The organism is Nocardioides sp. Root190 (assembly GCF_001428565.1).
Lineage (GTDB): Bacteria > Actinomycetota > Actinomycetes > Propionibacteriales > Nocardioidaceae > Nocardioides.
On sequence record NZ_LMIA01000010.1, the window covers coordinates 475,236 to 496,211 of the forward strand.

General features: G+C 71.4%; 18 protein-coding genes. 3 read left to right on the forward strand and 15 right to left on the reverse strand.

Going from position 1 to position 20,976, the window contains the following annotated elements:
• The first annotated feature begins 102 nt into the window (after positions 1 to 102).
• Positions 103 to 1,020 (forward strand): LysR family transcriptional regulator, encoded by a 918-nt coding sequence (locus tag ASE01_RS15160; RefSeq protein ID WP_056753691.1) that lies wholly within the window; start codon positions 103 to 105, stop codon positions 1,018 to 1,020.
• 10 nt (positions 1,021 to 1,030) lie between these two features.
• On the opposite strand, the gene ASE01_RS15165 is transcribed toward ASE01_RS15160, so the two are convergent.
• The 12 genes from ASE01_RS15165 to ASE01_RS15220 all read right to left on the reverse strand — a co-directional run bounded on the left by ASE01_RS15165 (position 1,031) and on the right by ASE01_RS15220 (position 17,192).
• The gene (locus ASE01_RS15165; RefSeq protein WP_056753694.1) at positions 1,031 to 2,581 is read right to left on the reverse strand and encodes an alpha/beta fold hydrolase; all 1,551 of its coding nucleotides are present in this window, start codon (positions 2,579 to 2,581) and stop codon (positions 1,031 to 1,033) included.
• Between the two features lie 34 nt (positions 2,582 to 2,615).
• Complete coding sequence (locus ASE01_RS15170) at positions 2,616 to 3,767, reverse strand: DNA polymerase III subunit delta' (protein WP_056753696.1); 1,152 nt, start codon at positions 3,765 to 3,767, stop codon at positions 2,616 to 2,618.
• Positions 3,764 to 4,432, reverse strand: coding sequence for a dTMP kinase (tmk, locus tag ASE01_RS15175; RefSeq protein ID WP_056753699.1), 669 nt, complete (start codon positions 4,430 to 4,432; stop codon positions 3,764 to 3,766). Before tmk ends, ASE01_RS15170 begins: the two co-directional genes overlap by 4 nt.
• Positions 4,429 to 5,526, reverse strand: a complete 1,098-nt coding sequence (locus tag ASE01_RS15180) for a C4-dicarboxylate ABC transporter (protein WP_157537372.1) — start codon at positions 5,524 to 5,526, stop codon at positions 4,429 to 4,431. Before ASE01_RS15180 ends, tmk begins: the two co-directional genes overlap by 4 nt.
• 91 nt (positions 5,527 to 5,617) lie before the next feature.
• Entirely contained in the window at positions 5,618 to 8,326 is a 2,709-nt protein-coding gene (topA, locus tag ASE01_RS15185; RefSeq protein ID WP_056754785.1) for a type I DNA topoisomerase, read from the reverse strand.
• Between the two features lie 189 nt (positions 8,327 to 8,515).
• A complete protein-coding gene (locus ASE01_RS25010; protein WP_056753701.1) occupies positions 8,516 to 9,625 on the reverse strand; it encodes a DUF2510 domain-containing protein in 1,110 nt (369 codons plus the stop codon).
• A gap of 102 nt (positions 9,626 to 9,727) precedes the next feature.
• Entirely contained in the window at positions 9,728 to 11,203 is a 1,476-nt protein-coding gene (locus ASE01_RS15195; RefSeq protein WP_157537373.1) for a N5-glutamine methyltransferase family protein, read from the reverse strand.
• A gap of 16 nt (positions 11,204 to 11,219) precedes the next feature.
• Positions 11,220 to 12,038 (reverse strand): DUF2817 domain-containing protein, encoded by an 819-nt coding sequence (locus tag ASE01_RS15200; RefSeq protein ID WP_056753704.1) that lies wholly within the window; start codon positions 12,036 to 12,038, stop codon positions 11,220 to 11,222.
• Between the two features lie 3 nt (positions 12,039 to 12,041).
• Positions 12,042 to 14,405, reverse strand: coding sequence for a sodium-translocating pyrophosphatase (locus ASE01_RS15205; RefSeq protein WP_056753707.1), 2,364 nt, complete (start codon positions 14,403 to 14,405; stop codon positions 12,042 to 12,044).
• A gap of 110 nt (positions 14,406 to 14,515) precedes the next feature.
• Positions 14,516 to 15,931 carry a sensor domain-containing diguanylate cyclase gene (locus ASE01_RS15210; protein WP_056753708.1) on the reverse strand — a complete coding sequence of 472 codons (1,416 nt, stop codon included), beginning with the start codon at positions 15,929 to 15,931 and terminating at the stop codon, positions 14,516 to 14,518.
• Entirely contained in the window at positions 15,928 to 16,686 is a 759-nt protein-coding gene (locus tag ASE01_RS15215; RefSeq protein ID WP_200958861.1) for an alpha/beta fold hydrolase, read from the reverse strand. The genes ASE01_RS15210 and ASE01_RS15215 overlap by 4 nt, the downstream gene beginning before the upstream one ends.
• A 173-nt stretch (positions 16,687 to 16,859) precedes the next feature.
• Positions 16,860 to 17,192 (reverse strand): STAS domain-containing protein, encoded by a 333-nt coding sequence (locus ASE01_RS15220; protein ID WP_056754794.1) that lies wholly within the window; start codon positions 17,190 to 17,192, stop codon positions 16,860 to 16,862.
• A 150-nt stretch (positions 17,193 to 17,342) separates the two neighbouring features.
• Between ASE01_RS15220 and ASE01_RS15225 the strand changes: the two genes are divergently transcribed.
• Positions 17,343 to 19,721 carry a DEAD/DEAH box helicase gene (locus ASE01_RS15225; protein ID WP_056753712.1) on the forward strand — a complete coding sequence of 793 codons (2,379 nt, stop codon included), beginning with the start codon at positions 17,343 to 17,345 and terminating at the stop codon, positions 19,719 to 19,721.
• A gap of 10 nt (positions 19,722 to 19,731) precedes the next feature.
• Positions 19,732 to 20,058 carry a hypothetical protein gene (locus ASE01_RS15230; RefSeq protein ID WP_056753717.1) on the forward strand — a complete coding sequence of 109 codons (327 nt, stop codon included), beginning with the start codon at positions 19,732 to 19,734 and terminating at the stop codon, positions 20,056 to 20,058.
• Positions 20,059 to 20,064: 6 nt separating this feature from the next.
• On the opposite strand, the gene ASE01_RS15235 is transcribed toward ASE01_RS15230, so the two are convergent.
• The 3 genes from ASE01_RS15235 to ASE01_RS24040 are packed head-to-tail and all read right to left on the reverse strand — an operon-like array spanning position 20,065 to position 20,974.
• Positions 20,065 to 20,424 carry an Rv3654c family TadE-like protein gene (locus ASE01_RS15235; RefSeq protein ID WP_235536035.1) on the reverse strand — a complete coding sequence of 120 codons (360 nt, stop codon included), beginning with the start codon at positions 20,422 to 20,424 and terminating at the stop codon, positions 20,065 to 20,067.
• On the reverse strand, positions 20,421 to 20,804 hold the full coding sequence (locus ASE01_RS15240) for a TadE family type IV pilus minor pilin (protein WP_082606081.1): 384 nt from the start codon (positions 20,802 to 20,804) through the stop codon (positions 20,421 to 20,423). Before ASE01_RS15240 ends, ASE01_RS15235 begins: the two co-directional genes overlap by 4 nt.
• Positions 20,801 to 20,974 (reverse strand): DUF4244 domain-containing protein, encoded by a 174-nt coding sequence (locus ASE01_RS24040; RefSeq protein ID WP_082606082.1) that lies wholly within the window; start codon positions 20,972 to 20,974, stop codon positions 20,801 to 20,803. The genes ASE01_RS15240 and ASE01_RS24040 overlap by 4 nt, the downstream gene beginning before the upstream one ends.
• Between the last annotated feature and the right edge of the window lie 2 nt (positions 20,975 to 20,976).

The window sequence follows — 20,976 nt, forward strand, 5'->3', positions numbered from 1 at the left end:
ACTTCTACTGCCTCCATCCTCCGTCGAACCGATCTCAAGGGGTAGCCTCTCTTTCCAGTTCAATCCCTAGGCAATACCTATGAATGTGAGCGGGGTCTCCCGATGTTGTCACTGCACCAGCTCACCTGCTTCCTCGCGACCTACGAGCACCGCTCGCTCACCCGGGCAGCCGAGGAGCTCGGCTACGCGCAGCCCTCGGTCTCCGAGCAGATCCGCAACCTGGAGAAGTCGCTCGGCGTCCCGCTCTTCCGCCGCGTCGGTCGCGGCGTCATCCCCACCACGGCCGCCGACACCTTCCGTCCGCACGCCGAGAAGGTTCTGGCCGCCTCCGACGAGGCACAGCGAGCGGTCGCGAGCATCAAGTCGCTGGAGACCGGCACGATCAGGTTCGGGATGTTCGGCGTCGCACGCCTGTACGGCGGCGCCGGGCTCGTCGCCGACGTGCTCGAGCGCCACCCCGGGGTCCGCGTCGAGCTGGTCGGGCAGCACTCACGCGAGGTGCAGGAGAACCTGCGCCGTGGCCGGCTCGAGGTCGCGATGATCGCCGTCGCCGGCATCGAGAGCGAAGGCATGTCGATCACGCCGATAGCGCGCGACGAGCTCGTCTACATCTCGGCCGATCCCTCCCGACTGACCTCGCCCGTCACCGCGAAGCAGCTCTCCGAAGCCAGGCTGGTGATGCCCGAGACCACCTGGCGCGACTCGGACTCCGCCCGGATCGTGCTGCGCCGCATGCTCCACGAAGCCGGCTACAACCCCACCACCCGGATCGAGGTCGAGGACATCGAGACCGCAGTCGAGCTGGTCGGGCGCGGCCTGGCCGACACGGTGACCAACAAGGGCGCCGCCCTGCAGCTGCTCCCCCGGCTCGCGCCGAATGCCGGCTGGGTGTCCCTGCGCCCGCGGCTCTACGACACGATGGCGATCGTGCACCGCACGGGCGCCACCCTGTCGCCCGCCGCGCAGCTGATGATCGAGCTCGCCACGCAGCGGATCCAGGCGATCCTCGAACCCGTCTGAGGGGACCGACTCAGCAGTCGAGCCCGTCCTTCGGCACCGTGCCGTCGATCAGGTAGCCGTGGACCGCGTCGTCGACGCAGCTGTTGCCCTTGTTGTAGGCGGTGTGACCGTCGCCGTCGCGGCTGACCAGGACGCCGGACTCGAGCTGCTCGGCCATCGCCACGGCCTCTTCGTACGGCGTCGCGGGGTCGCGGGTCGTACCGAGCACCACGATCGGGGCGGCGCCCGAGCCGTCGATCTCGAGGTCGGGCTCGTCGGTCGAGGTGAACGGGATGCCGTGGCACGCCGTCAGTCCCCACGCGAAGACCCTGCCGAACGTCGGGGAGGCCTTCTCGAAGTCGGCGAACTGGGCGGGCACCTCGTCGGCGCTGATCGAGGTCGGGTCGTCCAGGCAGTTGATGACCGAGATCGCCTCGAGGCTGTTGTCGGTGTACTTGCCGCCCTCACGCGAGCCGTAGAAGTCCGAGAGCAGCAGCAGGGTGTCGCCGTTGCCGTCGAGCGCCTCCTTGAGACCGGAGTCGAGGTAGGTCCAGTTGTCCTCGCTGTAGAGCGGCGTGATCAGGCCGTAGAAGGCCAGTCCGACCGTGAGCTCGCGACCCTCGCCGTCGCTGGTCTTCAGCGGCGCCTTCTCGATCTCACCCAGCAGGTCCTTGATCGTCGTCAGCCCGGCGTCGACCGTGCCGCCGAGGAAGCAGTTGCCGCCGTCCACGCAGTCCTGGATGTAGGAGCGCAGGGCGGTCTCGAAGCCCTTGGCCTGGCTGAGCGAGCCGTTGCGGGTGTCCAGGGACGGGTCGATCGCGCCGTCGAGGACCAGGCGACCGGTCTTGTCGGGGTAGAGCTCGGCGTACGTCGCGCCGAGGCGGGTGCCGTAGGAGAAGCCGAGGTAGTCCAGCTCGTCCTCACCCAGGGCGGCCCGCAGCACGTCCATGTCGCGCGCCGCCTCGACGGTGCTGACGTGGGCGCCGACGTCGCCGGACTTGGCCTTGCAACCGGCCCAGAACTCCGTTGAGTTCTCCTCGCCCGTCTGGACCTCCTCCGGGGTGTCCGGGTCGGGGTCGGCCGCGATGTAGGCGTCGAGCTCGTCGTCGGTCAGGCAGTCGACCGGGGAGGAGTCACCGGTGCCGCGAGGATCGAAGCCGACGATGTCGTAGGCAGCGCGCAGCGGCTCCGCGAAGTAGCCCTCGGCCTGCTCGGCGAGGTAGGTGCCGCCGGCGCCGGGGCCGCCGGGGTTGACCACGAGCGAGCCGATCCGGTCACCGGTGGCCTTCGCCCGCTCGAGCGCGAGCTCGATCGTGCCGATGGACAAGTCCTCATAGCTGACCGGCACCTCGAGGGTCGAGCACTCGTTGGCGCCGCACTCGGACCAGCTGAGCTCCTGCTCGTAGAAGCTGTCGAGGTCCTCGGCACCGGGCTCGACGCCCTGGCTCGGAGCGTCGGTGTTGTCGGCCTTCTTCGGCTCGTCGTCGTCGCCACCGGTGAGCACGACCACCCCGATGCCGATCGCGCCAACGAGCACCAGGGCCCAGATCACGCTCACGGCGATGATCAGCTTCTTCTTCACGGGGTCGTCCTCTCCACGGTGGTGACGGTGATCCTCAACGCTGTGGTGCCTTCAGTGCCACCATCATCGACTCCAGGGCCAAGGCCACCGGCACGTTGAACTCCAGCATCTGTTCCCGCGCGGCGAAGATCCAACCAATCCGACGCAGGTTGAGCTCCGGCGTGGAGGTCTCGACGATCGACTCCACCTGGTCCCGGATGTCCTCGTTGACCAGGGCGCCGGGCGCTCCGCTGGCCACGGCGATGGCGTCGCGGTAGACCGACACCATGTCGGTCAGTCCGCGGTCGACCACGTCGAGGTGGCGCCTCTTGGCTCGTGTGCGCTGCGCCTTCTCCAGGGCAGCGAGCGCGGGTCCGTACTCCCGCGGACGGCGGCCCCGCTCCACCACGCCGTACGCCGTGTCGAGGTCCGCCTTCTCCTGGGAGTCGAGCTCGGCGGTGATCGCATCGGCCTCGTCCTTGGCGGTGCTCGCCAGGCGGCTGGCGGCGTCCATGCAGCGGCCCAGGCTGGTCATCCGGGCCGGCATCGAGACGACCTCCTGACGACGCGTGCGCACTGCCTCGTCGAACGCCAGGGCGCGAGCCCGGCCGATGTGGCCCTGGCTCGCGCGCGCGGCGTACGTCGCCAGCGGCTCCTCGACACCGCGGGCGGCCAGGAATCCGGCGACCTCGACGGTGGTCGGGGTGGCCAGGGTGACCAGCCGGCAGCGGGAGCGGATCGTCGGCAGGACGTCCTCCACGGTCGGCGCGCAGAGCATCCACACGGTGCGGCCGTTGGGCTCCTCGATCGCCTTCAGCAGCGCGTTGCAGGCCTGGTCGGTCAGCCGGTCGGCGTCCTCGACCACCAGGATCTGCCACCGGTCGCCCATCGGGCTCAGCGAGGCGCTGCGCACCAGGCTGCGGACCTCGTCGACACCGATGGAGAGCTTCTGGGTGCGGATCACCGACACGTCGGCGTGGCTCCCCGCCAGGACCGTGTGACAGGCATGGCAACCCGAGGGGCACTCCGGCCCGGAACCGCGGTCGGGGCACTGCAGCGCCGCGGAGAACGCGATCGCCGCGTTGGACCGGCCGGACCCCGGCGGACCGGTGAACAGCCAGGCGTGGGTCATTCCCTGGCCCGCGGCCGCCCTCTGCAGCGCCTCCACCGTGGGGCGCTGCCCGACGAGGGTGTCCCAGACCGTCATCCGCGCGTCGCCTGCCCGAGCAGGGGCGCCACCCGCTCCGCGATCGCGGCGGCGATCTCCTCGATCGGGGCACGGGCGTCGAGGACGAGGTAGTGCTCGGGGTCGCGGGCGGCGAGCTCGAGGAACGAGGCACGCACGCGCTGGTGGAAGTCCAGGGACTCGCCCTCGATCCGGTCGCGTCCCTCGAACCGGGCCAGCCCCGCCGACGGCTCCAGGTCGAGCACCACGGTGAGGTGCGGGCGGAGGTCGCCGGTCGCCCACCGGGCCACCTCCTCCAGCTCACCGGCGTCGAGCGCGCGCCCGGCACCCTGGTAGGCGAGGGTCGAGTCGACGTACCGGTCGGTGATCACGACCTCGCCCCGGGCCAGCGCTGGCTGGACGAGCGTCTCGATGTGCTCGGACTTGTCGGCGAGGTAGAGCAGGAACTCCGTCTTGTGGGCCAGCTCGCCGGTCTCCGGGCTGAGCACGATCCGCCGCATCTCCTTGCCGACCGGGGTGTCGCCGGGCTCGAAGGTCAGCAGCGCGCGGTAGCCGTCGGCCTCGAGCCGATCGCGCAGGAGCCGGGACTGGGTCGACTTGCCACCGCCCTCGCCGCCCTCGAAGCAGATGAAGGCACCGGCGGGGGCGTACTGGCCGGGCCAGCGCTCGATCGGGGCGGAGGTCACGGAAGTGAACCTACGAGACGGGCCCGAGGGTTGTCGCGCGCGGGTCGGGTTCGGCGGGCGGCACGGACCGCCCGGAGGGTGGCTGCGGCGACCACGGTCCATGCCGCGAGCAGCCCGACCAGCAGCACCGTGGCGAGTCCCGCGAACAGTCGCAGGTCGGTCGCGGTGGCCAGGGCCGTCGTCCCCGTCACCATGGTCCCGATCGGGAACGTGAAGGACCACCAGGTCGGCGCGAAGGGCAGACCGGCACGCAGCTGGCGGACGGTCAGGGCAGCCGCCAGCGCGAGCCACAGGAGCGCGAAGCCGCAGACCGGCAACGCGAAGACGAGGAAGACCGCCCGCAGCAGGTCGGGGTCCTGTCCGGGCAGCGCCACCGGCGCCGCCACAGTCAGGTGGTGGGCGGCGGTGATCGACTGGCCGAGCGGACCGAGCACGATCCACAGCGTCGGCACTGTGCGGGCCTCGCCGGCGCCGTGCCGGAGGACCCGCTGCCACACCGCCGGCAGGATCAGGAAGGTCGCGACCAGCGCGATCCCGAAGCCCGCGCAGAGCAGCACGAAGACCGTCGCCCGCGCCTCACCGGCGGGCAGGTGGCCGAGCAGGACGGTGCCCGTGGCGGCGCTCACCATCGGGGGTACGACGGGCATCAGCCAGCCGCCGAAGGCGCTGTCGGCGCGGACGTCGTGGAGCGTGATGGCGCAGTACGGCACCACGAGCGCGGTCACCAGTCCGATCACGGTCCCCGCGACCCACAGCACGACCTCGATCGCCAGTGCTCCCCCACCGAGCCAGCGGCCACCGACCGCGCCCGTCGCTGCGCCGGCCGTCATCAGGCCCATCGCCACGGCGCCGTACGAGTGTGCGAGGACGGGATCGTGCAGATGGCCGAGCAGCGGTCCGCCCGTACGACGGGCCGCCCGCCAGGCACGCCACCCCACAAGCGCAACGACGGCGAGGAGCGCGAGGTCGAGCAGCCAGAACACCGTCGCCGCGGAAGCCGCACCGGGCAGCGTCACCGGCGGCGCCGACAGCGCGATCGCGACGATGCCGGTGCCCATGACGGCGGCGTACCAGTGGGGCCCGTAGCTGTTCACGTTCCCACCGTGCCGTGCCTGCGGCACTGGCGGAACGAGGTCCCGACTGGGTGCTCACAAGGTTTCCTTGGGAGCACCCGCGTCGGAGCGATCAGGACTTCTTGGCGGCCTTCTTGGCCGGAGCCTTCTTGGCAGCCGTCTTCTTCGCGGCGGTCTTCTTGGCGGCGGCCTTCTTCGCGGGGGCCTTCTTCGCGCCCTTCTTGGCTGCCTTCTTCGCCGGACCCTTGGCGCGGCGCTCGGCGAGCAGCTCGGCGGCCCGCTCGAGGGTGACCGCCTCGACCGAGTCGTCCTTGCGGAGGGTGGCGTTGTACTCGCCGTCGGTGACGTACTCGCCGAACCGGCCGGCCTTCACCACGATCGGCTGGCCGGAGACCGGGTCGTTGCCGAGCTCCTTGAGCGGCGGGGCCGCAGCGGCGCGACCGCGCTGCTTGGGCTGGGCGTAGATCTTCAGCGCCTCGTCGAGCGAGATCCCGAAGATCTGGTCCTCGCTGACGAGCGAGCGGGAGTCGGTGCCCTTCTTGAGGTACGGACCGTAGCGGCCGTTCTGGGCGGTGATCTCCTCGCCGTCCTCGCCGGCACCGACCACGCGGGGCAGCGAGATCAGCTTCATCGCGTCGTCCAGGGTGACCGTGTCGAGGGACATCGACTTGAACAGCGAGCCGGTGCGGGCCTTGGCGTTCTTCGGTGCGTCCTCGGGCAGGACCTCGGTGACGTAGGGGCCGAACCGGCCGTTCTTCGCCACGACCTGCAGTCCGGTCTCCGGGTGCACGCCGAGGTCGATCTCCTCACCGGCCGGGTTGGCCAGCAGCTCGAGGGCCTTCTCGACGGTGAGCTCGTCGGGCGGCAGGTCGTCGGGCACGTTGGCGCGCACGCGCGTCCCGGCGCCGTCGTCGGGGCCCTCGAGGTAGGGGCCGTACTTGCCGACGCGCAGGTCGATGCCGTCCTCGGCCGTGCCGACCGGGAAGGTCGCCAGCTCCTTGGCGTCGATGTCGCCGAGCTCGGTGACCAGGCGCTGCAGACCGGCCAGCCGCTCGGAGCCGTAGTAGAACTCGGTCAGCTCGTTGACCCGACTCTTCTCGCCGCGGGCGATGTCGTCGAGGACGGTCTCCATGCTGGCGGTGAAGTCGTAGTCGATGAGCCGCGTGAAGTGCTCGGTCAGCAGGCGGACGACCGAGAACGCGATCCACGCCGGCACCAGGGCGGTGCCCTTCTTGTAGACGTAGCCGCGGTTGAGGATCGTCCCGATGATCGACGCGTACGTCGACGGGCGGCCGATCTCGCGCTCCTCGAGCTCCTTGATCAGGGTGGCCTCGGTGTAGCGGGCCGGCGGCTTGGTCTCGTGACCGTTCGCGGACAGCGAGGCCGCGGAGACCGCGTCGCCCTCCTGCAGGTTCGGGAGCCGGGTCTCCTGGTCGTCCTTGGTCGACGCCGAGTCGTCGGTGCCCTCGACGTAGGCCTTGAGGAACCCGTGGAAGGTGATCACGCGACCCGAGGCGGAGAACACGACGTCCTCACCGGAGGACGCGCGCCCACCGATGCGGATCGAGACGGACTGCCCGACGGCGTCCTTCATCTGGGAGGCGACCGTGCGCATCCAGATCAGCTCGTAGAGGCGGAACTGCTCGCCGGTCAGGCCGGTCTGCGCGGGGGTCCGGAACGACTCACCGGCCGGACGGATCGCCTCGTGGGCCTCCTGCGCGTTCTTGACCTTGCTGGCGTAGGTGCGCGGCTCGTCGGGGAGGTACTCGCTGCCGTAGAGCTCGGCGACCTGCGTGCGCGCCGCGCCCACGGCGCTGCCCGACAGCGTGGTGCTGTCGGTTCGCATGTAGGTGATGAACCCGTTCTCGTAGAGCCGCTGGGCGACGCTCATCGTCACCGACGCGCTCATGCCGAGCTTGCGGCTCGCCTCCTGCTGGAGGGTGGTGGTGCGGAAGGGGGCGTACGGCGAGCGGCGGTACGGCTTCGACTCGACCGACCGGACGTCGTACGTGCTGTCGGAGAGGGCGGACACGAGTGCCTCGGCCCGCTGGCGGTCCAGGTGGACGACCTCCGCCTTGCCCTTGAGCTGGCCGTCCTGGCCGAAGTTTGACCCGCTGGCGACGCGGGTGCCGTCGATCGAGTGGACCTTGGCGGGGAAGATCCGCTGGTCGTGCTTCGAGCCGGCGTCGAAGGTGCCCTCGAGGTCCCAGTAGGAGGCGACCTTGAAGGCCATCCGCTCCTTTTCCTTGTCGACCACGAGGCGGGTCGCCACGGACTGCACGCGGCCCGCGGACAGCCCGGACATGACCTTGCGCCACAGGACCGGCGAGACCTCGTAGCCGTAGAGGCGGTCCAGGATGCGTCGCGTCTCCTGGGCCTCGACGAGGTCCATGTCGAGCTCGCGCGGGTTGGCGGCGGCCTCCTGGATGGCGGCCTTGGTGATCTCGTGGAACACCATCCGCTTGACCGGGATGTTCTTCGGCTTCAGCTCGTCGAGGAGGTGCCAGGCGATGGCCTCTCCCTCACGGTCCTCATCGGTGGCGAGGAAGAGCTCGTCGGCGTCCTTGAGCAGGCTCTTGAGCTTGGAGATGTGGGACTTCTTGTCCCGTGGAACGACGTAGTAGGGCTCGAAGCCGTTCTCGACGTCGATCGCCAGGCGACCCCACGGCTTGTCCTTGATCTTCGCCGGGGTGTCGGCCGCGTTGTTCGGGAGGTCACGGATGTGGCCGATGGAGGACTCGACGACGAAGCCGTCGCCGAGGTACCCGCCGATGGTGCGGGCCTTGGCCGGCGACTCGACGATCACCAACTTGTGTGCCACAGGGACCTTCTCCACTCAACGCTCTACGGGACGTCCTCGGGGACGAACCGGTCTTACGGCCGATCACGGTAGCGCGTGCTGTCCAGTCCCGTTGTCCCCGGCGTCCAGACCGGGCTGCGGTAGTCCCGGGTCAAAAGCACCGCGACACGCCGACGAGCGGTGCTTTTGACCCGGGACTACCGCGAATCGTCAGCCGACCTTGATGGCGTCGATCTGGCTGTCGACGAGCGCGATGCTGGCCGGGTCACCGATCGTTGCCACACCCAGGAACAGGCCGTACGACGCCGGGTCGCCGGTGTCGACGACGACCACGGAGGTGACGTCACCCTCGGCGGTGACCTCGGGGTTGTCCACCCTGATCTCGGAGGTGATCCGGTAGGCGGGCTTGCCGTCGACCGTGATCTCCTCGCTGGCCAGGTCCTTGCGCTCCGAGAAGCCCTCATAGATCTGGTCGTTCGCGGTCAGGCACTTCATGATGACCTCGGCCGCGTCGGCGAGGTCGTCGAAGCCGTTGCTCTGCGGCAGGCCACCGACGGCGAACTCCGTGATCCAGCTGTCGTCCACCGGCTTGTAGGCCACCAGGATGGCGTCAGCGAAGCTGTGCGGCGCCGAGAACCGGACGTCGACCGTGTAGCCCGTGGGCACCGGGATGGTGAGCCCGCCGCCGGCGATGGTCGTGGGGGACGCGCCCGGGTCCTTCGCCTCCGGGGAACCGCCGGTGCACTGGATCCCGGTGGGCTCGACCGGGTTGGTGGGGACGTCGGTCGGGTCGTCGGTGCCGTCGGTGCCGTCGGTCGGGTCGCTGCCGTCGGTCGGCTCCGAGGTGGGATCGTCCGCCTTCTTGTCCCCGTCGTCGTCACCGGTCAGCGCGCGGACTCCGAAGAAGCCGCCGATGCCGATCAGGACGAGCACCAGGACACCGGCGATCACGATCCCGATCGTCTTGCCGTTGCCACCGCCGTTGCCGCCCTGCTGAGGGGTCGGGCTCCACGGCTGCGGCTGGCCGTACTGCTGACCCGGCTGCTGGCCGTACTGGCCGTACTGCTGGCCCGGCTGGCCCGGCTGCTGACCATAGGGCTGCTGCGGCTGCTGGGGGGTGGGTGGTACGGCGCCGTAGGCACCCGGCGGCACCTGCGTGGGCGCGCTCGGGGCGGGGCCCGGGTCCACCGGTCGCGCCTGCTCGGGAGCAGCGCCGGAGGGCGGCTGCGTGGTGGTCATCTGGCTCCACGACTGGCCGTCCCAGTACCGGTAGGTGTCGGGAGCGCCAGCGGGGTCGGGGTACCAGCCTGCGTTCGTCACGGGCGCCAGTCTGCCTCACGGACCTGTGCCGGTGGGGTTCCGGCACCGTGGCCGGGGGTCTCGAGACGGTCGCTGGACGACCTCCTCGACCGACGAGGGGCGTCAACCGAGCGTCAGGAAGCCCTCCGCGACCAGCTCGGCGAGCTCGGGGAGGTAGACCTCGCGCAGGCTGGCGGGGTCGCGCTCGAGCAGCTGGCCCACGGCGTCGACCAGCGGACCGAGCGGCAGGTCGCCGTCGCAGGCACCCACGACGGCAGCGGCCACGGTGTCGACCTGGCGGGCGCGGCGGAACCCGCGCTGCTGGCGCAGCACGATGGTCGAGGGGTCCTCGGCGCCGACCGGACCGGTCGTCTCCTGCAGGACGTCCTCGCGGAGCACGAGGTGGCTGCCGGGGCCGACCGACCGGGCCGCCGAGGCGGCCTCGGCCCAGCCGGCGATCGCGGGCCCGATGGGCTGCTCGACGTCGTAGGGCCACTCGAGCAGGTCCCGGGTGCTGCCGCCGGTGCGCTGCAGGTTGATCCAGCCGAAGCCGATCCCGCCGACACCCTGCTCCTCCAGCCACGACAGCCAGGTGTCGTAGCGCTGGACGTAGGCCGCAGGGTCGCCACCCGTGGAGGGGTGGTGGCCGGCGTCCTTGAGCCAGAGCTCGACGTACGACGCCGGGTCGAGCACCTCGCGCTGCACGACCAGTGCATCGCACTCGTCGGGGAGCCAGGTGGCGAGCCGCTCGTCCCACGGGCGGTCGCGCTCGATCACCCAGTTGGCCAGGACCTGGCACCAGCCGCCCTCGGTGAGGTGGTCGGGAGCCGTGCGGACGATGTGCTCGACGACCTGGTCGCCGGGCAGGCCGGAGTCACGGTAGACGAGCCGTTCACCGGTGGCCGGGGAGATGACGAACGGCGGGTTCGTCGCGATCAGGTCGAAGCGCTCCCCCGCGACGGGTGCGAAGAAGGAGCCGTCCCGGACCTCGATCTTGTCGTCGACGTCGTTGAGGGCGGCGTTGAACCGGGCGAGGGCGAGCGCCCGCTGGTTGACGTCGGTGGCGACCACCCGGTCGGCGTGGGTCGCCAGGTGCAGTGCCTGGACGCCGCAGCCCGTGCCGAGGTCGAGCGCCGTCCCGACGTCGTGGCGCAGGGTCAGTTGGGCCAGGCTCGAGGAGGCCGGGCTGATGCCGAGGACGTAGTCGCCGGTGACCGCGGTGGGCGTGCCGTTGAGGCCGGGGGTGAGGTCGCTGACCACCCACAGGTCGCCGTCCTCGGTGGCGTAGGGCCGCACGTCCAGCCGGGCCGCCACCTCGCCGATGCTCTGCACCAGCACGCCCGCGTTGACCAGCCGATCGACCAGACCCGGGAGGGCCTGCTCGGCCGCGGCCACCGGAACGGCCGTCTGCAGCAGGAAGAGTCGCGCCAGCGTGGCGAGGGGCCCGCCATCGGTCGCCCGCCGTACGCCGGGAGTGGTCTCGTTGCGCGACAACGCCTGGTGCGCCTCCGGCCCGAGGAGGTCGCTGACGGCGTCATAGGTGAAGTCGGCGGCGAGGAGGGCGTCGCGGAGCGGGGCGGCGAGGGCGATGGGCAGCACAGGGCAACGGTAGGCCTCAGGAGATGCGGGCCGCCCGGAGGATCCCGCGACCCGCGAAGGAGTTGCGGTACGTCGAGCTCGTGCGGGCGGCGTACTCCACGGTCGTGGCCACCCCGAAGTGGCCGCGCCGGTCGTTGTACCAACCCGTCATCGTCGGCGAGACGGTGCCGGAGGGGTTGCCGACACCGAAGTAGCGGCGCGGGAGCCGCAGGTTGGCCGACAACCGCTTCTCCCAGGCCACGTCGATGTTGTTGCGGCCGATCCCGTTCAGGGGCTGGTGGATCGAGACGATGTAGTCGGGCCGCACGGTGGTCAGGAAGTCCATCATCGCGCGGGTCTCCGGCTCGCTCGCCCGACGCGGACCGCCCCAGTAGCGGGTGCCGCGGCCGGCGCGGGTCCAGCCGCTCGTGGGCCAGTTGCGGTTGAGGTCGACGCCGTGGGCGTTGACCCGGCGGTTGCGGGCGTCGCCGTCGGGGTTCATGGTCAGGATCGTCCAGACGCCCGTTCCCGGCAGCGGCCTGGCGTTGCGCCGGATCCAGCCGGCCGTCGAACGACCGGCGTCCTCCTCGCCGTGCATCTGGCCGATGACGACCAGGACGTGCTCCGGGTCCTTCGCACCGCGGTAGTGCGCGTGGATCGGGCGACCGCGCACCGACTTGCCGATCGAGACGATCCGTTCGAGGTACGGCGCCGCGGCCTGCGCCGCAACGGCCCGCTCGACCGACGCGGTCCGGGCGACCGGCACCGCCGTGGCGGGGACGGGCACCGTCGCGCCGGCGGCGACCGCGAGGGTCGCCGCCAGCGTGGTGAGGGCCAGCCCGAGCCTGCCCGGCACTGCCTACGCCTTGTCGATCGAGACGGGCTCGGGCGCATCGTCGCCGATGCTCGACGTGCGCTGCTTGGAGATGTAGACCGCGGCGAAGATGCCCGTCGCGGCTGCCAGTGCGATGAGGATCCGGACGAGGTCGTTCTCGCTGTTGCCGTAGGAGAGGCTGATGATCGCGCCGACGATGAGCAGCGAGACCAGGTTCATCACCTTGAGCAACGGGTTGATCGCGGGTCCGGCGGTGTCCTTGAACGGGTCACCCACGGTGTCGCCGATGATCGTCGCCTCGTGGGCCGGCGATCCCTTGCCACCGTGGTGTCCGTCCTCGACCAGCTTCTTGGCGTTGTCCCAGGCACCACCGGCATTCGCGAGGAAGACGGCCATCAACGTGCCCGTCGCGATGGCACCGACCAGGAAGCCGGCCAACGGACCGACACCGAGACCGAAGCCCACCGCCACCGGAGCGAGGATCGCCAGGATGCCGGGGGTGGCCAGCTCACGCAGCGAGTCGCGGGTGACGATGTCGACCACGCGGCCGTACTCCGGACGGGCGGTTCCCTCCATGATCCCGGGGATGTCGCGGAACTGGCGGCGTACCTCCATCACCACGGCACCGGCCGCGCGGCCGACCGCGTTGATGGCCAGGCCGGAGAACAGGAACACCACGCCGGCGCCGAGCAGCGCGCCCACGATCAGCTTGGCGTCGAAGACGAGGAACGCCAGGCCGAAGGTCTCGGCATCGGCTGCGCCGAGCCCCTCGATCTCGGCGAGCGAGTCGACGGCCGACTGGACGTAGGAGGCGAACAGCGCGCTCGCCGCCAGCACGGCCGTCGCGATCGCGATGCCCTTGGTGATCGCCTTGGTCGTGTTCCCGACGGCGTCGAGCTCGGTGAGGATCTTGGCGCCCTCCTCGCTGACGTCGCCCGACATCTCTGCGATGCCCTGGGCGTTGTCGGAGACCGGACCGAAGGTGTCCATCGCGACGATCACGCCGACGGTGGTCAGCAGGCCACAACCGGCCAGGGCCACCGCGAACAGGGCGAGGGCGGTCGAGCCGCCGGCGAGGAGCGCGGCACCGTAGACGGCCGCGCCGATCACGATGGCGGTGTAGACGGCCGACTCGAAGCCGACGGAGAGACCGGACAGGATCACCGTGGCAGCACCGGTCAGCGAGGTCTTGCCGACGTCGCGGACCGGGCGGTGCTCGGTGCCGGTGAAGTAGCCCGTCAGGGCGAGGATCGCGGCCGCGAGGACCACACCGATGATGACCGCACCGGCAGCGAAGACTGCGGGGCCGACGTCCGGGAGCTCGCCGCCACCGAGGGCGCCGAGACCGACACCCGCACCGTTGAGGTCGCTCCAGTCGCTGGGCAGGTAGACGAAGGCGGCCACGGCACTGGCCACCGCACCGACCGCTGCGGAGATGTAGAAGGCCCGGTTGATCGTCGTCAGGCCGCTCTCACCGGCCCGCGGCTTGGTGAGGTAGACACCGGCGATCGCCGACAGCGCACCGATGGCGGGCACGATCAGCGGGAACACGAGACCCTTGTCACCGAAGGCCTGGGAACCCAGGATCAGCGCCGCGACCAGCGTGACGGCGTACGACTCGAAGAGGTCGGCTGCCATGCCGGCGCAGTCACCGACGTTGTCGCCCACGTTGTCGGCGATCGTCGCCGCGTTGCGCGGGTCGTCCTCGGGGATGTTCTGCTCGACCTTGCCGACCAGGTCGGCACCGACGTCCGCGGCCTTGGTGAAGATGCCGCCGCCGACCCGCATGAACATCGCGAGGAGCGCAGCCCCGAAGCCGAAGCCCTCGAGGACGTTGGGGGCCGAGGACTGGAACAGGATGACCACGACACTGGCGCCGAGCAGGCCCAGGCCGACGGTGAACATGCCGACGAAGGCTCCCGTGCGGAAGCCGATGTTCATGGCGGGGTCGCGACCCTGCTCGTTGGCCGCGGCGGCGACGCGCAGGTTGGCGCGCACCGCGAGCGACATGCCGAGGTAGCCCACCGCTCCGGAGAACCCTGCTCCCACGAGGAAGAAGATCGACCGGGAGATCCGTACCGCCCACTCCGACTGCAGTCCGTCAGCGCCGGCGGCGGTGTGCGCGGGGAGCGCCAGCAGCACGAAGAACGCGATCGCTGCGAAGACCGCGAGGGTCCGGAACTGGCGCGTGAGGTAGGCATTGGCTCCCTCCTGCACGGCCTGGGCGATGCGTTGCATGCCGGGGGTGCCCTCGCCGGCGCGCAGAACCTCCGATCGGAAGACCGTGCCCATGGCGAGCGAGACGAGGGCGATGGCAGCGACGCCGATGACGAGGGCAAGGTCGCCCCCGGTCACCTCGATGTCGGCAACAACGAACGGATGGGGCATGCGAGGTGCCTCCTGGGAGAGTTCAGGTGCGGGCCAGACGGCCCATGACTGATTCGTGCCCGGAGTCTACGCAGGGTGTGATGCGAAACACATGGAGGTTGTGACGCGAGTCACAACGCGGTCGGCCTGTCCGGGTGGCCGCCCGCCCTTGCGCGGCGCGACCTCTTGGCGTCGTACATCGCGGCGTCACCGGCCTCCAGCAAGGTGGTCGCGGCATCGTCCTCGAAGGGCGGTCGACCGATCGCCACGCCCACGCTCGTGCCGACGCGCAGTCCTTCCGGCAGGCCGGGCACGTCCCAGTGCAGGTCGCGGGCGAGGGCGGCGTGCAGGCGCGCGACGATGTCGGTGGCGGTCGCCTCGTCGGCGTCCTCGCAGACCACGACGAACTCGTCACCGCCGAGCCGGCCGACGGTGTCCCCGGCTCGTACGGCGGCCTCCAGCCTCCCGGCCGCGGCCTTCAGCACGCGATCACCGATGCCGTGGCCGTGCTGGTCGTTGATCGCCTTGAAGCCGTCGAGGTCGGCGAAGAGCAGGGCGAGGGGACGGCCGGTGCGCTCGGCGTGCAGCACCGCGCGCTGCAGGCGGTCCAGGACGAGGGTGCGGTTGGGCAGCCCGGTGAGGGCGTCGAAGAGGGCCAGCCGCTCGAGCCGCGCGTGCATCCGGACCCGCACCAGCGCCTCGCCCAGCACGGTGGACATCACGCCCAGGACCTCGAGGTCGACCGGGGTGCCGCGCCAGGTGCCGGGCAGGTCGACCTCCAGCACACCGAGCAACGTCCCTCCGTGGCCGAAGGGCACCGCGGCCGACCCGCTCGAGCCGGACCCGACCGACTCGGGGACGACCAGCTCGCCGCGGGACCACGAGGCGCGCACCCGCTCGGGCGGCGCGACGGCGCGTCCGGCGAGCCGCTCCTCGTCGGGGCCGTCCACCGGCACCAGCTGCGCGCCGTCACCGGGCGAGAGCCACACGCGGGTCGCTCCGACCTCCAGGCACGCCGTCACGGCGGCCGCGACGCCCGCGAGCAGGTCGACCTCCTCGACGGCGCCCGCGCAGACCTCGGTGACCTGCTGGAGGGCGCGCATCCGCCACTCCGCGCGTTCGGCTGCGAGCCGGGCCAGCAGCAGGTCCTGCTCGTAGGCGCGACGCTCGGCGGCGTCGACGACGGTGATCCGCACGCCCGGGCGGCCCTCGGAGGGCACGAGCGTCGCCGTCAGCAGGACCGGGAGGACGGAGCCGTCGCGGCGCACCAGGTCGGCGGCCACGGCATTGAGCCCGTGGCCCTGCTCCAACCGGGGCACGTGGTGGGTCAGCCAGACGACACGGGCACCTGGCTTGAGCAGGGTCGCGAAGGGGCGCCCGACGATCTCGACACCGTCAGCGTGCCCGAGCCAGGCCAACAGGGCCGGGTTCACGGCCAGCACGACACCGTCCGCCGTCGTCGACAGGTAGCCGAACGGGGCGTGCTCTGCGGCGGCCGCGACGGTCCACTCGTCAGGCGGCTCCGGCTGCCCGCCGTACCCGATCACGGTCGAGGTCGCTGCGCCAGGAAGTCGGAGAGGATCGAGGCCGTCTCCTCGGGGCCGCTCACGTGCGGGAAGTGCCCGGTGGCGCGCAGCAGCTCGAGCCGGCTGTCGGCGATCGACTCGTGGAGGTAGTGCCCCACGGCCTCGGGCACCATCGGGTCGTCGGCGGCCTGGACCACCAGGGTCGGCACCGCGATCGCGGGCAGGACCTCTCGGAAGTCGGAGAAGAAGATGGCGCGGGCGAAGTCGATGGCGATCGACGCCGACGTGTGCGCGAACGTGTCGGCCAGCTCCTCCGCGAGCTCCGGGCGATCGGGGTTGGCCATCACGACCGGGGCCAGGGAGCGTGACCAGCCGACGAAGTTCGCCTGCATCGCACCGATCAGGTCCTCGATCGCCTCCTGGGTGAAGCCGCCGACGTAGCCGTCGTCGTCGAGGTAGCGGGGCGAGCCGCCGATCATCGAGAGCGATGCGACGAGGTCGGGGCGCTGCACGGCGACCAGGGCGCCGATCATGCTCCCCGCGGAGTGGCCGATCACGTCCACCGGGCCGAGGTCCAGCTCGTCGAGCAGCGCGACCACGTCGTCGGCGTACCCGGTCAGCGACTGGTAGCGCCGGGGATCGTAGGCCGAGAGGTCCGAGCTGCCCGCTCCGACGTGGTCCATCAGGAGTGTGGAGCGATCGCTCGCGAGCTCCGGGAGAAGGCGTCGCCACATCTCCTGGCTGGTGGCGAAGCCGTGCACGAACAGTGCCGGCACGCTCCCGGGGACCTCGGTCCGCGTGAGGGCGTGACGCTGTCCCAGCCCGGATGCTGCTGACTCTGTGACATCGACCCCCATCGACGTCCCCTTCCCCTGTGAAGAACTACCGAGCAGATTCGGCCGGGCACCGGTCGAGCTGAGAGGTCGGCAGCCGCCGACCCGGTCACCGATCAGGCGAGCGCGGCCTCGGCCGAGGCGTGGATGACGAATACCTTCGCCAGGCCGGTGATCTTGAAGATCTTCAGCAGCCGGTCGGCATTGCAGACGAGCTCGAGCGAGCCGTCGTGCGCACGGACCTTCTTCAGGCCGCCGACGAGGACGCCGAGACCGGTCGAGTCGAGGAACTCCACAGCCTGCATGTCGATGACCAGCTGGTAGGTGCCAGCGGCGACCAGCTCGGTGATCGTGTCACGCAATTTGGGCGCGGTGTAGACGTCGATCTCGCCACCCACGGCAACGACGGTGCGTCCACCGACCTCGCGCGTCGACAGTGTCAGATTCACGACCCTCACCCCGGGAGCTCTTACCTACAGTTTGGCGATTGGACTCAATCAAACCATGCCCGCCCCCAGCCCGCACGGAGACTGCTGCCAAAGGTTCACCACGGGGATCTCGCCGTCACCCGGGTCGGGCCCTGTTGAGACAATCGGAGCATGACCGTTCAGCCCCGTACGACGGCGCCTCCGACGCCCGGCCGACGGGACCCCGTGGCGGTCCTCGAGAGGCTCACGGCGCTGCCCGGACGAGCCGACCGGCTGACCCATCTCCGGCGGGTCCCGGCCCGCGAGGCCGTCACCGCGGCGTGGCCGGCGTGGTCGGACCCGACCCTGCTGGCGGCGTACTCCGCGCGTGGGGTGGAGCAGCCCTGGGCACACCAGGTGGCGGTCGCCGAGGCCGCACACCGCGGCGAGCACGTCGTGGTCTCGACGGGCACTGCCTCCGGCAAGTCCCTGGCCTACCTCCTGCCCACGCTCTCCACGATCCGCGCCGCCCGGGGCGCGCGCGGCCAGCGCGGCGCGGCCGTGCTCTACCTCGCGCCGACCAAGGCGCTCGCGCACGACCAGTGGGCCGCGATCCGCGCCCTGGACCTCGACGTGCGGGTGTCCACCCACGACGGCGACAGCACGACCGAGGAGCGGGAGTGGACCCGCGACCACGCGGAGTACGTCCTCACCAACCCGGACATGCTGCACCGCTCCCTGCTGCCGGGACACGAGCGGTGGACCCAGTTCTTCCGGTCTCTGCAGTTCGTCGTCATCGACGAGTGCCACCACTACCGCGGGGTGTTCGGCGCGCACGTCGCGCAGGTGATGCGGCGGCTGCGGCGGATCTGCGCGTCCTACGGCGCCAGCCCGACCTTCATCCTCGCCTCGGCGACGGTCGCCGACCCCGACGTCACGGCCCGGCGGATGACCGGGCTCGACGTCGTCACGGTGACCGAGGACGGCTCGCCCCGCGGCGAGCTCGCCGTCGCCATGTGGGAGCCGCCGCTGACGCCCTACACCGGCGAGCACGGAGCGCCCGTACGACGGCCCGCGAGCGCCGAGACCGCCGACCTGCTCGCCGACCTGGTCGTCGAGGAGGTGCGGACCCTCGCATTCGTCCGGTCCCGCCGCGGGGTGGAGACCGTTGCCCGGCGAGCCGGCGAGCTCGTCGCCGAGGTGGACCCCTCGCTGGCAGGACGCATCGACTCCTACCGCGGCGGCTACCTGCCCGAGGAGCGACGCTCCCTCGAGGAGGCGTTGCGCAGCGGCCGGTTGCTCGGCATGGCCGCGACCAACGCGCTCGAGCTCGGCATCGACGTCAGCGGGCTCGACGCCGTGCTCGTGACCGGCTACCCCGGCACCCGCGCCGCGTTCTGGCAGCAGGTGGGCCGGGCCGGTCGCGACGGCGGCGGTTCGCTCGGGATGTTCATCGCCCGCGACGACCCACTCGACACCTACCTCGTCCACCACCCCGACGCGCTGCTCGGTCGCCCCGTCGAGGGCACGGTGTTCGACACCGACAACCCCTACGTCCTCGGCCCCCACCTGTGCGCAGCGGCGCAGGAGCTGCCGGTGACGACGGCCGACATGGAGCTGTTCGGGCCGCGCACCCGGGAGGTGCTCGCCTCGCTGGTGGAGAGCGGCCTGCTGCGTCGGCGCACGACCGGCTGGTTCTGGACCAACCGATCGCGAGCGGCCGACCTCGCCGACATCCGCTCCGCGGGGGGCCAACAGGTCTCGCTCGTCGAGGCCGGGACCGGCCGGGTCGTCGGCACCGTCGACGGGGGGCGTGCCCACGGGACGGCCCACACCGGCGCGATCTACCTGCACCGCGGCGAGACCTGGCTGGTGGAGTCACTGGACCTCGAGGAGCACGTCGCCACCATGTGCCGGACCGAGGTGGACCACTCCACGTCCGCCCGGGAGGTCACCGAGATCACCATCGCCGCCGAGGCGGAGTCCGTCGACTGGGGACCGTGCCGGGTGTCCTTCGGCCACGTCGAGGTGACCAGCCAGGTGACGTCGTACCTCCGCCGCCGGGCCCGCACCGGCGAGGTCATCGACGAGACCCCGCTGGACCTGCCACCCCGCACGCTCGCCACCACCGCGGTCTGGTGGACGGTGCCCGACGAGGTGCTCGCCACGATGCTGGCCGACGCCGGGCTCGAGGTGTCTGACCTGCCGGGGGCCGCGCACGCCGCCGAGCACTGCTCGATCGGCCTGCTGCCGCTGTTCGCGACCTGCGACCGCTGGGACATCGGCGGCGTCTCGACCGCACGCCACCCCGACACCGGCGTGCTGACCGTCTTCGTCCACGACGGTCATCCCGGCGGTGCGGGGTTCGCCGAGCGGGGCTTCCGCACGGCCGAGCGCTGGCTGCGGGCCACCCGCGCCACCATCGCGTCCTGTGAGTGCGCCTCGGGCTGCCCGTCCTGCATCCAGTCACCCAAGTGCGGCAACGGCAACGACCCGCTCGACAAGCGCGGCGCGGTCGCGTTGCTCGACGCGCTCCTCGCCGCCGCACCCGAGGGCCCCGACGCGGGGTAGCCTGCCGCTCATGGTGATCTTCGGGCTGTTGCTCCTCATCCTCGGCGCGCTCGGGATCCTCTCCGGCATCTTCGGGACCGACTACGACACGGTCGAGGGCAAGAACCAGCTGACGACGGAGTTCCTCGGCATCAACTGCGGACCCGAGGTCATCTTCCTCCTGGGTGTCGCGTCCACGCTGCTCACCATCGCCGGCCTGTGGTTCATGAAGGCCGGCGCGAAGCAGGGCTGGAAGCGCCGCAAGGAGCAGAAGCGGCTCGGCGAGCTGTCCGACAAGCTCGACGAGGTCGAGCTCGAGCGCCGGCGCGAGGACCTGTCGGGGCGCGAGGACTCCTGAGCTCGCTCAACCACCCGGCCCGGCCCGTGCCCGGGCGCTGAGGTCCTGGTCCTGACCGAGCCACCTCGGCCCGGGCACCACCACCTCCACCTCGACCGTTCCGTGGGTGATCGCGCAGGACCTCACCTCGGCGCCATTGCGTCCGGCGATCGTGGCCGCCGCGGCACACGGATCGCCGGTCGCGTCCGCCGCGACCGATGCGCCCGCCAGGGCGGCGAGGTCGGCCGCGGCCTGGGCGGACCGGTGGGCGACGACGATCGCACCCACCACGGACGCGGCGGCGCCGACCAGCAGCAGGACGCCGGCCATCGCGACGGCCAGGACGGTGGCTGCTCCTCGATCCTCCCGCGCCCCGCGGGCGCTCACGGACTGCTCCCCTCCTCCGCGATCGCGACAGCCTCGGCCTCGAGCTCGGCACCGGGCAGGGCATCGAGGAGACCGCCCGGACCCGCCATCCGTCCCCGGGCCGTCACCACGACCCGACCGTCCGCGCGGACGACCGAGAGCCGCACGCCCTCGGGAGCGACCCGTTGCCCGAGGGCCACGGCGGCCGCCTCGTCGTCACCCCGGGCCAGCGCCCGGGCGGTCTCGCGTGCCGCGTCGACGGTGCGGACCTGACCCACGGCGACGGCGAGGAACCAGGTGAGCCCGGCGGTCACGGCGAGCAGGGTCGGCAACGCCAGGGCGAGCTCGGCCGTCACCGCGCCCCGCTGGCAGAGCCCGCCGGAGCGCCGGGCCCTGCTCACCGCAGACCCAGCAGGTCGAGCACGTGGTTGAAGAACGTCTTGATCAGGTGGTCGCCGAAGCCACCGCTGAGCAGCTTGTAGAGCAGGCCGGCGAAGCCTGCGCCGGCGGCCGTCGCCACGGCGTACTCCGCCGTCGTGACGCCCCGCTCACCCTGTGCTGATCGGTCCATGG